General features: G+C 62.2%; 14 protein-coding genes. 12 read left to right on the top strand and 2 right to left on the bottom strand.

The window, feature by feature from the left end; all coding sequences use genetic code 11:
• The first annotated feature begins 208 nt into the window (after nt 1–208).
• The 12 genes from urtA to JN524_RS16540 all read left to right on the top strand — a co-directional run bounded on the left by urtA (nt 209) and on the right by JN524_RS16540 (nt 11802).
• Entirely contained in the window at nt 209–1474 is a 1266-nt protein-coding gene (gene urtA, locus JN524_RS16595) for an urea ABC transporter substrate-binding protein (RefSeq protein WP_027613564.1), read from the top strand.
• 219 nt (nt 1475–1693) lie between these two features.
• Complete coding sequence (urtB, locus tag JN524_RS16590) at nt 1694–3196, top strand: urea ABC transporter permease subunit UrtB (RefSeq protein WP_202370018.1); 1503 nt, start codon at nt 1694–1696, stop codon at nt 3194–3196.
• On the top strand, nt 3196–4275 hold the full coding sequence (gene urtC, locus JN524_RS16585) for an urea ABC transporter permease subunit UrtC (protein ID WP_202370017.1): 1080 nt from the start codon (nt 3196–3198) through the stop codon (nt 4273–4275). Before urtB ends, urtC begins: the two co-directional genes overlap by 1 nt.
• Nucleotides 4272–5141: an urea ABC transporter ATP-binding protein UrtD gene (gene urtD / locus JN524_RS16580; RefSeq protein ID WP_442964276.1), complete on the top strand. Its 870-nt coding sequence runs from the start codon at nt 4272–4274 to the stop codon at nt 5139–5141. The genes urtC and urtD overlap by 4 nt, the downstream gene beginning before the upstream one ends.
• A gap of 119 nt (nt 5142–5260) precedes the next feature.
• Entirely contained in the window at nt 5261–5959 is a 699-nt protein-coding gene (urtE, locus tag JN524_RS16575) for an urea ABC transporter ATP-binding subunit UrtE (protein WP_098966990.1), read from the top strand.
• A gap of 30 nt (nt 5960–5989) precedes the next feature.
• Nucleotides 5990–6829, top strand: coding sequence for an urease accessory protein UreD (locus JN524_RS16570; protein ID WP_202370016.1), 840 nt, complete (start codon nt 5990–5992; stop codon nt 6827–6829).
• Nucleotides 6830–6972: 143 nt separating this feature from the next.
• Nucleotides 6973–7275, top strand: coding sequence for an urease subunit gamma (ureA, locus tag JN524_RS16565; protein WP_007915951.1), 303 nt, complete (start codon nt 6973–6975; stop codon nt 7273–7275).
• Between the two features lie 9 nt (nt 7276–7284).
• Nucleotides 7285–7818 (top strand): GNAT family N-acetyltransferase, encoded by a 534-nt coding sequence (locus tag JN524_RS16560; RefSeq protein ID WP_047600616.1) that lies wholly within the window; start codon nt 7285–7287, stop codon nt 7816–7818.
• Nucleotides 7819–7824: 6 nt separating this feature from the next.
• Nucleotides 7825–8361, top strand: a complete 537-nt coding sequence (locus tag JN524_RS16555) for a GNAT family N-acetyltransferase (protein WP_027613558.1) — start codon at nt 7825–7827, stop codon at nt 8359–8361.
• Nucleotides 8358–8666: an urease subunit beta gene (locus tag JN524_RS16550; protein ID WP_202370015.1), complete on the top strand. Its 309-nt coding sequence runs from the start codon at nt 8358–8360 to the stop codon at nt 8664–8666. Before JN524_RS16555 ends, JN524_RS16550 begins: the two co-directional genes overlap by 4 nt.
• A 160-nt stretch (nt 8667–8826) precedes the next feature.
• Nucleotides 8827–10527 (top strand): urease subunit alpha, encoded by a 1701-nt coding sequence (gene ureC, locus JN524_RS16545; protein WP_202370014.1) that lies wholly within the window; start codon nt 8827–8829, stop codon nt 10525–10527.
• A gap of 147 nt (nt 10528–10674) precedes the next feature.
• The gene (locus JN524_RS16540; protein WP_202370013.1) at nt 10675–11802 is read left to right on the top strand and encodes a sensor histidine kinase; all 1128 of its coding nucleotides are present in this window, start codon (nt 10675–10677) and stop codon (nt 11800–11802) included.
• Nucleotides 11803–11942: 140 nt separating this feature from the next.
• Here JN524_RS16540 and JN524_RS16535 read toward each other — a convergent pair whose 3' ends face one another.
• Together JN524_RS16535 and JN524_RS16530 are read right to left on the bottom strand one after the other, a co-directional pair.
• The gene (locus JN524_RS16535; RefSeq protein ID WP_027613554.1) at nt 11943–12248 is read right to left on the bottom strand and encodes a chaperone modulator CbpM; all 306 of its coding nucleotides are present in this window, start codon (nt 12246–12248) and stop codon (nt 11943–11945) included.
• A 23-nt stretch (nt 12249–12271) separates the two neighbouring features.
• Nucleotides 12272–13219 (bottom strand): DnaJ C-terminal domain-containing protein, encoded by a 948-nt coding sequence (locus tag JN524_RS16530; protein WP_027613553.1) that lies wholly within the window; start codon nt 13217–13219, stop codon nt 12272–12274.
• Nucleotides 13220–13233: the final 14 nt, after the last annotated feature.

The raw sequence follows: 13233 nt of genomic DNA, 5'->3' as shown, positions 1-13233 counted from the left end.
ACAGGAATTGTGGGCGCCCCAATCTGGCGCGGCCGCCTGCACCAACGCACTCTCCGCGTCCCTTCATGGTGCATCCCACCGACGCGCAACCGCTCTAAACCGACATTTTCCTGCCCGATCCCGACCGGGCACAGCCCTTGCAAAACACACCTTCAGTCGTCCGCATCTGCCAACCATAAAAAACTTTAACGTTCATGGAGATCGCACAATGAAGCGTCGCAGTTTGATCAAGGCTTTCACACTCACGGCATCCATTGCCGCGATGGGCATGACCTGGACTGTCCAGGCCGCCGAGACCATCAAGGTGGGGATTCTGCATTCGTTGTCCGGGACCATGGCGATCTCCGAAACGTCGCTCAAAGACATGGCGCTGATGACCATCGACGAGATCAACGCCAAGGGCGGCGTGAACGGCAAGATGCTCGAACCGGTGGTGGTCGACCCTGCGTCGAACTGGCCGCTGTTCGCCGAGAAGGGCCGGCAGTTGCTGACTCAGGACAAAGTCGCCGTGGTGTTCGGTTGCTGGACCTCGGTATCACGTAAATCGGTACTGCCAGTGTTCGAAGAACTCAACGGCCTGCTGTTCTACCCGGTGCAGTACGAAGGCGAAGAGATGTCGCCGAACGTGTTCTACACCGGCGCCGCACCGAACCAACAGGCGATTCCGGCGGTGGAATACCTGATGAGCGAAGAAGGCGGCAGCGCCAAGCGTTTCTTCCTGCTCGGCACCGACTACGTCTACCCGCGCACCACCAACAAGATCCTGCGCTCGTTCCTGCACTCCAAAGGCGTGGCCGACAAGGACATCGAAGAGGTCTATACCCCGTTCGGTCATAGCGACTATCAAACCATCGTCGCCAACATCAAGAAATTCTCCGCTGGCGGCAAGACTGCTGTGATCTCCACGGTCAACGGCGACTCCAACGTGCCGTTCTACAAAGAGCTGGCCAACCAGGGCCTGAAAGCTACCGACGTACCGGTGGTGGCGTTCTCGGTGGGTGAAGAAGAGCTGCGCGGCATCGACACCAAACCGCTGGTGGGCAACCTTGCGGCGTGGAACTACTTCGAGTCCGTGGAGAACCCGGTGAACAAGAAGTTCGTCGCTGACTGGAAGGCCTACGCGAAGAAACACAACCTGCCGGGCGCCGACAAAGCGGTGACCAACGACCCGATGGAAGCCACTTACGTCGGCATCCACATGTGGGCGCAAGCGGCGGAGAAAGCCAAGTCCACCGACGTCGACAAGGTTCGCGAAGCACTGGCTGGCCAGACCTTCGCCGCGCCGTCCGGTTACACCCTGACCATGGACAAGACCAACCACCATCTGCACAAACCGGTGATGATCGGCGAGATCCAGAACGACGGTCAGTTCAACGTCGTGTGGCAGACCGAAGGCCCGATCCGCGCCCAGCCGTGGAGCCCGTTTATCGATGGCAACGACAAGAAGCCGGATTATGCGGTGAAGAGCAACTGAGGCGGATTCAATCTTTGAGGCGGGCTTGAGATCTACCCCCTCACCCCAGCCCTCTTCCCCTAGAGGTAGAGGGGGAAAGGGAGCCGATCTTCGTGCTTTTCAAAGTGTGAGCTCGGCTCGAATTCGCAGGTCGCAACACATCGTCCTGACACCTCGGTCAGTCCCCTCTCCCTCCGGGAGAGGGTTAGGGTGAGGGGGCGGTTGAACAGGACACCACTAATGCCCACTGCCATATACCGCTTATTTCTGGCCCTGGCACTGCTGTTGCCGATGACTGCCTTTGCCGGCGACGCCGAAGATTTCGTCGCCGCAAACCCGGTGCAACAAGCCAAACTGCTGGAAGCCTGGGCCGCGCAGCCCGAGCCGGCGCGTGTCGAGCTGATCAACGCCCTGCAACAAGGCGAATTGATCATCGACGGCCAGCCAAAAACCCTGCGTCTGAACAACCGCCTGCGGGGTCTGATCGACACCGCGTTGGCCAGCCACCAATTGCTCGCCGCCGACGCCAAAACCCGTCTGACTGCCGCGCAGCAATTGCAGAAAAGCGCGAAACCCGCGCAGCTGAAATTCCTCGACCAGCAACTGGCTGGCGAAAAAGACGAGAACGTCCATGCCGCCCTGAGCCTGGCGCTGGCCAATCTGCAACTGGTGGACAGCGATCCGGCGGTGCGTCTGGCTGCCGTGCGCCTGCTGGGTGAAACCGGCGATCCGCTGGCCCGTACCCGCCTCGAAGGCCTGCTCGAACCCGGCGTCGAAAGCGATGCCGGGGTGCGCACCGCCGCCGAAACCAGTCTGGCGCAGGTCAAGCGCAAACTGCTGATCGGCGAAGTACTCGGTCAAGCCTTCAGCGGCATGTCACTCGGCTCGATTCTGCTACTCGCGGCCCTCGGTCTGGCGATCACCTTCGGCCTGCTCGGGGTGATCAACATGGCCCATGGCGAGATGCTGATGCTCGGCGCTTACTCGACTTACGTGGTGCAGCTGATGTTCCAGCGTTACGCACCGCATGCCATCGAGTTCTACCCGCTGATCGCGCTGCCGGTGGCGTTCTTTGTCACAGCGGCGATCGGCATGGCGCTGGAACGCACGGTGATTCGTCATCTCTACGGCCGCCCGCTGGAAACCCTGCTCGCCACCTGGGGCATCAGCCTGATGCTGATCCAGTTGGTGCGCCTGCTGTTCGGCGCGCAGAACGTTGAAGTAGCGAACCCGGCGTGGCTGTCCGGCGGGATTCAGGTGCTGCCGAATCTGGTGCTGCCGTACAACCGCATCGTGATCATCGCTTTCGCTTTGTTCGTGGTGGTGCTGACCTGGCTGCTGCTGAACAAGACCCGCCTCGGCCTCAACGTGCGAGCGGTCACCCAGAACCGCAACATGGCTGCCTGCTGCGGCGTGCCCACCGGCCGCGTCGACATGCTCGCCTTCGGCCTCGGCTCGGGCATCGCCGGCCTCGGTGGCGTGGCGCTGAGCCAGATCGGCAACGTCGGGCCGGATCTGGGCCAGAGCTACATCATCGACTCGTTCCTGGTGGTGGTGCTCGGTGGCGTCGGCCAACTCGCCGGCAGCGTGCTCGCCGCCTTCGGCCTCGGCATCGCCAACAAGATTCTCGAACCGCAGATCGGTGCGGTACTGGGCAAGATCCTGATCCTCGCGCTGATCATTCTGTTCATCCAGAAACGTCCGCAAGGCCTCTTCGCACTGAAAGGACGGGTGATCGACTGATGAACCAGCCTCTACTTGTCACGGCCACGCAAAAGGCCGGGCCGAAACTCACCATTGCCATCGGCGCGGTGATCCTCGCGCTGCTGATCGCCCTGCCGCTGCTCTCGCTATTGGCACCGGACAGCACGCTGCATGTGTCGGCGTATACGCTGACGCTGGTCGGCAAAATCCTCTGCTACGCGATCGTCGCTCTGGCGCTGGATCTGGTCTGGGGCTACGCCGGGCTGCTGTCGTTGGGCCACGGACTGTTCTTCGCCCTCGGCGGCTATGCGATGGGCATGTACCTGATGCGCCAGGCCGCCGGTGATGGCTTGCCGGCGTTCATGACCTTTCTGTCGTGGACCGACCTGCCGTGGTACTGGAGCGGCACCAGCAGCTTTATCTGGTCGATGTGTCTGGTGGTGCTGGCACCGGGTCTGCTGGCGCTGGTGTTCGGCTTCTTTGCCTTCCGCTCGCGGATCAAGGGTGTGTATTTCTCGATCATGACCCAGGCCCTGACGTTCGCCGGGATGCTTCTGTTTTTCCGCAACGAGACCGGCTTCGGCGGTAACAACGGCTTCACCAATTTCCGCACGATTCTCGGTTTCGGTATCACTGAACCGGGCACTCGCGCAGTGCTGTTTCTGGCCACCGTGTTGTTGCTGGTGGCAAGTCTGTTCATCGGCTGGCGTCTGGCGCAGAGCAAGTTCGGCCGGGTGCTGACGGCGCTGCGCGATGCGGAAAACCGCCTGATGTTCTGCGGTTACGACCCGCGCGGTTTCAAGCTGTTTGTCTGGGTCTTGAGCGCGGTGCTGTGCGGTCTGGCCGGGGCGTTGTACGTGCCGCAGGTGGGGATCATCAACCCCAGCGAAATGTCGCCGACCAACTCGATCGAAGCGGCGGTGTGGGTCGCCCTCGGCGGTCGCGGCACGCTGATCGGGCCGTTGCTCGGTGCCGGTGTGGTCAACGGCATGAAGAGCTGGTTCACCGTGGCCTTCCCCGAATACTGGCTGTTCTTCCTCGGCGCGCTGTTCATCGTCGTGACGTTGTATCTGCCCAAAGGCGTGATCGGCCTGCTGAAGAAACGAGGTGAACAATGAGAGTCACTGCGAGTGCTGAATTCATGCTCGAACCGGCGTTTTTCCCCGTGGAACCGAACAAGGACGAAGGCACCAGCCGTGACTCGATCGGCCTCGGCCAGCGCGTCGGCCCGGGCCTCGACACCCGCCACGGCACGATCCTGACCCTGGAAGACATCAGCGTCAGCTTCGACGGCTTCCGTGCGCTGAACAATCTGAACCTGTACATCGGTGTCGGCGAACTGCGCTGCATCATCGGCCCCAATGGGGCAGGCAAGACCACGCTGATGGACGTCATCACCGGCAAGACCCGCCCCAGCCACGGCAAGGCGTGGTTCGGCGAAACCCTCGATCTGACGCAGATGAGCGAAGTGCAGATCGCCCAGGCCGGGATCGGCCGCAAGTTCCAGAAACCCACAGTGTTCGAAGCGCTCAGCGTGTTCGAGAATCTGGAGCTGGCGCAGAAGACCGACAAGTCGGTGTGGGCCAGTTTGCGCGCACGCCTGAGCGGCGAGCAGCGCGATCGCATCAGCGAAGTGCTGGAGACCATCCGCCTGAACACCTCGGTCAATCGCCCGGCGGGCTTGCTGTCACACGGCCAGAAGCAGTTTCTGGAGATCGGCATGTTGCTGATGCAAGACCCGCAACTGTTGCTGCTCGACGAACCGGTGGCGGGCATGACCGATGCCGAAACCGAATTCACCGCCGAGCTGTTCAAATCGCTGGCCGGCAAGCATTCGCTGATGGTGGTGGAGCACGACATGGGCTTCGTCGGCTCGATTGCCGACCACGTGACGGTGCTGCATCAGGGCAGCGTGCTGGCCGAAGGGTCGCTGGAGCAGGTGCAGGAAAACGAGCGGGTGATCGAGGTCTACCTCGGCCGCTGAAGATTGTCCCCTGTAGGAGCTGCCGCAGGCTGCGATCTTTTGATCCTGATCTTAAAAACAAGATCAAAAGATCGCAGCCTGCGGCAGCTCCTACACAGGGAATTGAGGAGATTTTGAGAATGCTGCAAGTCGACAAGCTGCACCAGTACTACGGCGGTAGCCACATCCTGCGCGGCCTGAGCTTTGACGTGAAAGTCGGCGAAGTCACCTGCCTGCTCGGGCGCAACGGCGTGGGCAAGACCACCCTGCTCAAATGCCTGATGGGCCTGTTGCCGGCCAAGGAAGGTGTGGTGAACTGGGAAGGCCAACCCATAACCACGTTCAAGCCGCACCAGCGTGTACACGCCGGGATCGCCTATGTGCCACAGGGCCGGGAAATCTTCGGCCGGCTCACCGTAGAGGAGAATCTGCTGATGGGCCTGTCACGGTTTCCCGGCAGCGAAGCGAAAGAAGTACCAGGTTTCATCTACGAATTGTTCCCGGTGCTGCTACAAATGAAGCAGCGCCGCGGCGGCGACCTGTCCGGCGGTCAGCAACAGCAGCTGGCTATCGGGCGCGCATTGGCCAGTCGTCCGCGTTTGCTGATCCTCGACGAGCCCACCGAAGGCATCCAGCCCTCGGTGATCAAGGAGATCGGCGCGGTGATCAAGAAGCTCGCGGCGCGTGGCGACATGGCGATTTTGCTGGTGGAGCAGTTCTACGATTTCGCTGCGGAACTGGCCGATCAGTACCTGGTGATGTCCCGGGGCGAGATCGTGCAGCAGGGTCGCGGCGAAAATATGGAGGCCGAGGGTGTACGAGGTCTGGTAACAATTTAATCTGTAGCTTCCTAACGATAATTACAAACCATGAACTTACCGCTTCCCACTGCCCTGTTTACCCCGAGCTGGCACGCCGAGCTGGAGCTGGCCTACGCCCGCTTCGGCGACTGCACGCGCCCGGTTCAGCGCCGGCATCTCGGCCCGCTGCGCGTGCAAAAGCACCTGTACGCCGAAGGCCCCGAGGTCTGCCAGCACATCATCGTCCACCCGCCGGGCGGGATCGCCGGGGGTGATCGACTGAATATCAGCGCCCGCGTCGAAGCAGACGCCTGGGCGCAGATCACCAGCCCCGGCGCGGCCAAGTGGTATCGCGCGGCGGGGCCGGCGTATCAGCAGCTTGACCTGAAAGTCGCTGCCGGTGCGACGCTGGAATGGCTGCCGCAGGAAACCATCGTCTACAGCGCCGCTCAGGCTGAACTCACCACCTCAATCGAGCTTGAAGGCGATGCGCGGCTGTTCTACTGGGACGTGGTGGCGCTGGGCCGACCGGCCAGTGGCGAGCGCTTCGACCTCGGACACTTTCAAGCGCATCTGGATATCCGCCGTGACGGGCGATTGCTCTGGCACGAACGTCAACGGATCACCGGCAATGACGGCTTGCTCGATTCGCCGATCGGGATGGATGGCCATCCGGTGTTTGCGACGCTGCTGGTGACCGGTGAAATCGATGCCGAACTGCTGGAGCACTGCCGTTCGCTGGAGCACGAGGTGCGCGGCGATCTGACCCAGTTGCCGGGGCTTTTGGTCGCCCGCTGCCTGGCGAGCGAGGCGCTGCTGGCCCGCGCCTGGCTGATCGACCTGTGGCGCCTGCTGCGCCCGGCCCTGCTCGGCCGCGCGGCCCAGCCACCGCGAATCTGGAACACCTGAAATGCATTGCCCATTAAACCCCTGTAGGAGCTGCCGAAGGCTGCGATCTTTTGATCCTCAAGAGCAACATCAAAAGATCGCAGCCTGCGGCAGCTCCGACAGGGCGTACGACTTAACTTCTTCTGCCGAGATTTGGAAAACAAATGGACCTGACCCCACGCGAAAAAGACAAGCTGTTGATCTTCACCGCCGGCCTCGTCGCCGAGCGCCGACTGGCCCGTGGCGTGAAGCTCAACTACCCGGAAGCCATGGCCTACATCTCCGCCGCTCTGCTCGAAGGCGCCCGTGACGGCCAGACCGTGGCCGAGCTGATGCACTTCGGCACCACCCTGCTGAGCCGTGAACAGGTGATGGAAGGCATCCCGGAAATGATCCCGGAGATCCAGGTCGAAGCGACGTTTCCCGACGGCACCAAACTGGTCACCGTCCACCAACCGATCGTCTGAGGCCGCGCCATGACCTACACCATTCGCGATGCCCTGCATGCCGATCTGCCGGCAATCCGCGACATCTACAACGACGCGGTGCTCAACACCACGGCGATCTGGAACGAATCGGCGGTCGACCTCGGCAACCGCCAGGCGTGGTTCAGCGCCCGGCAGGCCCAGGCCTACCCGATTCTGGTGATCGTCGACGCCGACAACGTTGTGCTCGGCTACGCTTCCTTTGGCGACTGGCGGCCGTTCGACGGTTTCCGCCATACCGTCGAGCACTCGGTCTATGTCCGTAGCGACCAGCGCGGCAATGGCCTTGGCCCGCAATTGATGAGCGTGCTGATCGAGCGGGCCAAAGCCTGCGACAAGCATGTGATGGTCGCCGCCATCGAAAGTGGCAATGCCGCTTCCATTCGTCTGCATGAACGCGCCGGTTTCAGCATCACCGGACAAATGCCGCAAGTCGGCACCAAATTCGGTCGCTGGCTCGATCTGACCTTCATGCAACTGACTCTCAACCCTGGCGCCCAGCCGCCGGTCGCCAACAAGGAGTGACACGCGATGAACCCCGCCCAACTGCGACGCGTCAATGCGGAAAGTTTTGCGCACTATCGTCAGGGCCTGATTGATCTGCTGCTCGACGCCGTGGGTTATGGCGCCAGCGTCGGTTTCATGGCCGACCTCGATGCCGCGCAGGCCCGCGCCTACTTCGATGAAGTGCAGCAACAAGTGAACAAGGGCAGCGTGTTGCTCTGGGTGGTGGTCAAGGATGAAGAGGTGCAGGCCAGCGTGCAGTTGGGCCTGTGCCAGAAGGCCAACGGCCTCAATCGCGCCGAAGTGCAGAAGCTGCTGGTGCGTGAACAGGCGCGCCGCCGTGGCCTCGGCCAGCAATTGATGAATGCGCTGGAGCTCGAAGCGGCCAAGCACAAGCGCGGCATGCTCTACCTCGACACCGAGGCCGGTTCGCCCGCCGAAGATTTCTACAAGGCCCTGGGTTACACCCGCGCCGGCGAAATTCCCGACTACGCCTGCGACCCGCACGGCACGTATCGCCCGACCGCCCTCTACTACAAGATTCTGCAAGGAGCCCGGCCATGATTCCCGGCCAGTACCAGATCCAGCCCGGCGACATCGAACTGAATGTCGGCCGCCGCACCCTCAGCCTGAAAGTCGCCAACAGCGGCGACCGGCCGATCCAGGTCGGTTCGCACTATCACTTTTTCGAAACCAACGACGCGCTGACCTTCGACCGCGCCGCCAGCCGTGGCATGCGCCTGAACATCCCCGCCGGCACCGCCGTGCGCTTCGAGCCGGGGCAAAGCCGTGAGGTCGAGCTGGTGGAGTACGCCGGGCATCGCCGGGTGTTCGGTTTTGCCGCGCGGGTGATGGGTGATCTCGACTGAGATCGGTGCGCCCCCAAAAAGATCGCAGCCTTCGGCAGCTCCTACAAATGCTCTGCGGTCTCGAGCCGAGCACTGACTGTAGGAGCTGTCGAGCGCAGCGAGGCTGCGAAAGCGAGCTATGCGAGCGGTCTCAAATCCAATTGAATCCCAAGGCAAGCACATGAAGATTTCTAGAAACGCCTACGCCGACATGTTCGGTCCCACCGTCGGCGACAAGGTGCGCCTGGCGGACACCGAGTTGTGGATCGAAGTCGAAAAGGACTTCACCACCTACGGCGAAGAAGTGAAGTTCGGCGGCGGCAAAGTCATCCGCGACGGTCAGGGCCAGAGCCAGTTGCTCGCCGCCGAAGTGGTCGACACGCTGATCACCAACGCGTTGATCATCGATCACTGGGGTATCGTCAAAGCCGACGTCGGCCTCAAGGACGGGCGCATCGCTGCTATCGGCAAGGCCGGTAACCCGGACGTACAACCGAACGTGACCATCGCCATCGGCGCCAGCACCGAGGTAATCGCCGGTGAGGGCATGATCCTCACTGCCGGCGGCATCGACACGCACATTCACTTCATCTGCCCGCAGCAGATCGAAGAAGCGCTGATGAGCGGCGTCACCACCATGATTGGCGGCGGCACCGGGCCTGCCACCGGCACCAATGCCACCACCTGCACCTCCGGGCCTTGGCACCTGGCGCGGATGCTGCAGGCTGCCGACGCGTTCCCGATGAACATCGGCCTCACCGGCAAGGGCAACGCCAGCCTGCCGGAGCCGCTGATCGAGCAGGTCAAGGCCGGCGCCATCGGCCTCAAGCTGCACGAAGACTGGGGCACCACCCCGGCGAGCATCGACAACTGCCTGAGCGTCGCCGACCAGTACGACGTCCAGGTGGCGATCCACACCGACACCCTCAACGAATCGGGTTTCGTCGAAACCACCCTCGGCGCGTTCAAGGGCCGCACGATTCACACCTACCATACCGAAGGTGCCGGCGGCGGCCACGCGCCGGACATCATCAAGGCCTGCGGTTTCCCTAACGTGCTGCCGAGCTCGACCAACCCGACCCGGCCGTTCACCCGCAACACCATCGACGAACACCTCGACATGCTGATGGTCTGCCACCACCTCGACCCGAGCATCGCCGAAGACGTGGCGTTCGCCGAAAGCCGTATCCGCCGCGAAACCATCGCCGCCGAAGACATCCTCCACGACCTCGGCGCGTTCTCGATGATCAGCTCCGACAGCCAGGCCATGGGCCGCGTCGGCGAAGTCATCACACGCACCTGGCAGACTGCCGACAAGATGAAAAAGCAGCGCGGCCCGCTGCCGCAGGACGGCGAAGGCAACGACAACTTCCGCGCCAAGCGCTACATCGCCAAGTACACGATCAACCCGGCGATCACCCATGGCATCAGCCATGAAGTGGGTTCGATCGAAGTCGGCAAATGGGCCGATCTGGTGCTCTGGCGTCCGGCGTTTTTCGGTGTGAAACCGACGCTGATCCTCAAGGGCGGCGCCATCGCCGCCAGTCTGATGGGCGACGCCAACGCCTCGATTCCAACCCCGCAACCAGTGCACTACCGCCCGATGTTCGCCAGCTACGGCGGCTCGCTGCACGCCACCAGCCTGACGTTCATCAGCCAGGCCGCACAGGAGGCCGGGCTGCCCGAGGCACTGGGACTGAAGAAGAAAATCGGCGTGGTCAAAGGCTGCCGCGAGGTGCAGAAAACCGACCTGATCCACAACGATTACCTGCCAAACATCGACGTCGACCCGCAGACCTATCAGGTCAAGGCCGACGGCGTGCTGCTCTGGTGTGAACCGGCGGAAACCTTGCCGATGGCTCAGCGTTACTTCCTGTTCTGAAGCACGACAAAAGGCCCCGGGTTCGTGTCTTGCGCACGGGCCGGGGGCCTTTTTCATGGGGCAGGAAAACCGATGTGCAAACGGTCGTGTATTTCCCGCCAAAGGGACTAATATTCGTTTCGCTCCGCCTTTTTTCAGGAACTGCCCATGCGTCTTTCCGAGTTCATCGTGGCCAATATCGACCCTATCGTCGATGAGTGGGAACAGTTCGCCGCGACCATCACGCCGGCCGCCGACTATCTGGATTCCACTGCGCTGCGCGATCACGCCAGCGAGATTCTGCGGGCCGCCGCCCGCGACATGAACAAGCCGCAAAGCCCCGCCGAACAGGCTGCCAAAGCCAAGGGCGAAGGCCCGGAAAAGACCCCGAGCCTGGACGAGGCCGGCGCCAGCCATGGCGAACTGCGCCACACCGTCGGTTTTGACCTGGTGCAGATGACCAGTGAATTCCGCCATTTGCGTGCCTGCGTGATCCGCCTGTGGGTCAACAGCCTTGAATCGCCGGACATGACCTATTTTCAGGACATGATCCGTTTCAACGAAGCCATCGACGAGGCACTGGCCGAATCCACCGCGGCCTACGCCGAGCAGGTCAATCGCTCGCGGGACATTTTCCTCGCCATCCTCGGCCATGACCTGCGTGCGCCGCTGCAGGCGGTGAGCATGTCCACCGAACTGCTGCTGCGCAAATCCAGCCTTGAGGGCGATGCCCTGGCCTGCGCCCAGCACATCAAGCGTGGCGCGCGGCACATGGCGACGATGGTCAGCGATCTGCTGGAACTGGTACGCAGTCGTCTGGGCCGTAGCCTGCCGATCGAGCCGGCACCGATGGATCTGGCCGTTGCAGCGCGAGCGGCGATTGCCGAAGCCTGCGCCGGTAATCCGCTATCCGATCCCAAGCTCACGGTGCACGGCGACACCAGCGGGGTGTGGGACGCCGGGCGAATCGACCAGTTACTGCAAAACCTGATCGGCAACGCCTTGCAGCACGGCACCAGCCAGCGCGACGTGACCCTCGACCTGCGTGGCGAGGGCGACAACGTGTGCCTGACGGTGCACAACTACGGCACACCGATTTCCGAAGAGGCGATCGGCACCATTTTCGACCCGCTGGTGCGCAGCGCCGACGAAGAACTCGGGCAGCCGTCGACCAGCCTCGGGTTGGGTCTGTTTATCGTCAAGGAAGTGGTGACCGCCCATGGCGGGACGATCAATGTCAGCTCGAGTGCGGCTGACGGGACGTTGTTCAGTGTGGTGTTGCCGAGAAAGGTTTAAGCAGGAAAATCTGCGCTGAATTCATCGCTGGCAAGCCAGCTCCCACAGGTTCGGCGTCGAATACAAATTTTTTGTGAACGACATAGTTTCTTGTGGGAGCTGGCTTGCCAGCGATGAGGCCGGCCAATATCACCGCGAACCTACTCGACCACCAAGCGCCCCAACCGCTGGCGCAGCATGCGATTCTCGGCTCGCAGTTCCTTCACTTCATCAAGCAGATCAAGTGCCAGGGCGACGCCCTCCCACTCCAGTTCCAGCTCGCGCCGCAACTTCGCGGCGCGCTTGGCCAGGCTCAGCTCGTAGTCGGTGAACCGCCATTCCCGGGGCTGCGCGCCCTGAGGTTCGAGGATGCCGTGTTCGACGATTTCGATCACGTAGACGTCCGACAGATCGGCCGCCTCACAGAATTCTGCCATGTCCAGTTGAACGATCAGGGGGCTGCTCATGATGGGCTACTCCGTCGTCGGATTCAGAAGTTCTCTCGTGGGTTGAACGCAGCTTTCTTCGCCAGCTCCTGCCACAGCGCCTTGACCTCGTCGTCGGAGGTTTTCGGCATCACGGCCTTGAGCTGCACGAACAGGTAACCGCGCTCACCGGCCTTGTTCTTCAAGCCATGCCCCTTGGCGCGCATGCGCTGGCCGTTCTGGCTGCCGGCCGGAACCTTGAGGTTGATCTTGCCGGTCAGGGTCGGCACGGCCACTTCAGCGCCCAACGCCAGCTCCCACGGTGCCAATGGCAGGGTGATGATCAGGTTTTCGCCTTCGACATCGAATTTCGGATGCGGCGCAAAGCGAATGGTCAGGTACAGGTCGCCATTGGCCCCGCCACCGATGCCCGGTGCGCCCTGCCCTTTGAGGCGGATGCGCTCGCCGTCGGTGACGCCCGCCGGGATCTTCACGTTCAGGCTCTTGCTGGTGTTGCTGACGTGCTGACCGTTGGCGTTGTATTGCGGGACCTGGAAGCTGACCTTCTTCGACTCGTCCGACAGGGTCTCCTCAAGGAAGACCGGCAGTTCCATTTCCACGTCTTGACCTCGGCGCCCTGCACTGCGTTGTTGCCGACCGTCGCCACCGAAACCGGCGCCGCGATTGCCGAAGATCGAACTGAAGAAGTCCGAAAAGTCGCCGGTGTCGCCACCGCCGCCGCCAAAACCGCCACGGCTCTGCCAGCCCGGCGGGCCCTGGAACGGCTGACCGTGCTGGCCATAACGGCGCAGCTCGTCATATTCGGCGCGCTTGTCGGCGCTTTTCAGCGCTTCATAGGCTTCCGAGGCGTCCTTGAACTTGGCCTCGGCGTCTTTTTCCTTGCTGACATCGGGGTGGTATTTGCGCGCCAGCTTGCGATAGGCCGCCTTGATCGCCTTGTCGTCCGCTGTCGGCTCCACGCCGAGTATCTTGTAATAGTCTTTGAAGTCCATCGAAGGAATCACCA

The sequence above is a fragment of the Pseudomonas sp. MWU318 genome, from assembly GCF_016756945.1.
Classification (GTDB): domain Bacteria; phylum Pseudomonadota; class Gammaproteobacteria; order Pseudomonadales; family Pseudomonadaceae; genus Aquipseudomonas; species Aquipseudomonas putida_A.
The sequence above is the reverse complement of the archived record's forward strand: the minus strand, read 5'-3'. Positions and strand labels throughout refer to the sequence as shown.

Excerpts from the sequence above, each read along its gene's own strand:
- urtC (WP_202370017.1), top strand. The coding sequence starts at position 3,196 with ATGAACCAGCCTCTACTTGTCACGGCCACGCAAAAGGCCGGGCCGAAA.
- urtA (WP_027613564.1), top strand. The coding sequence starts at position 209 with ATGAAGCGTCGCAGTTTGATCAAGGCTTTCACACTCACGGCATCCATT.
- urtD (WP_442964276.1), top strand. The coding sequence starts at position 4,272 with ATGAGAGTCACTGCGAGTGCTGAATTCATGCTCGAACCGGCGTTTTTC.
- JN524_RS16540 (WP_202370013.1), top strand. The coding sequence starts at position 10,675 with ATGCGTCTTTCCGAGTTCATCGTGGCCAATATCGACCCTATCGTCGAT.
- JN524_RS16530 (WP_027613553.1), bottom strand. The coding sequence starts at position 13,219 with ATGGACTTCAAAGACTATTACAAGATACTCGGCGTGGAGCCGACAGCG.
- JN524_RS16570 (WP_202370016.1), top strand. The coding sequence starts at position 5,990 with ATGAACTTACCGCTTCCCACTGCCCTGTTTACCCCGAGCTGGCACGCC.
- JN524_RS16550 (WP_202370015.1), top strand. The coding sequence starts at position 8,358 with ATGATTCCCGGCCAGTACCAGATCCAGCCCGGCGACATCGAACTGAAT.
- ureC (WP_202370014.1), top strand. The coding sequence starts at position 8,827 with ATGAAGATTTCTAGAAACGCCTACGCCGACATGTTCGGTCCCACCGTC.
- urtE (WP_098966990.1), top strand. The coding sequence starts at position 5,261 with ATGCTGCAAGTCGACAAGCTGCACCAGTACTACGGCGGTAGCCACATC.
- JN524_RS16535 (WP_027613554.1), bottom strand. The coding sequence starts at position 12,248 with ATGAGCAGCCCCCTGATCGTTCAACTGGACATGGCAGAATTCTGTGAG.
- ureA (WP_007915951.1), top strand. The coding sequence starts at position 6,973 with ATGGACCTGACCCCACGCGAAAAAGACAAGCTGTTGATCTTCACCGCC.
- JN524_RS16555 (WP_027613558.1), top strand. The coding sequence starts at position 7,825 with ATGAACCCCGCCCAACTGCGACGCGTCAATGCGGAAAGTTTTGCGCAC.
- JN524_RS16560 (WP_047600616.1), top strand. The coding sequence starts at position 7,285 with ATGACCTACACCATTCGCGATGCCCTGCATGCCGATCTGCCGGCAATC.
- urtB (WP_202370018.1), top strand. The coding sequence starts at position 1,694 with ATGCCCACTGCCATATACCGCTTATTTCTGGCCCTGGCACTGCTGTTG.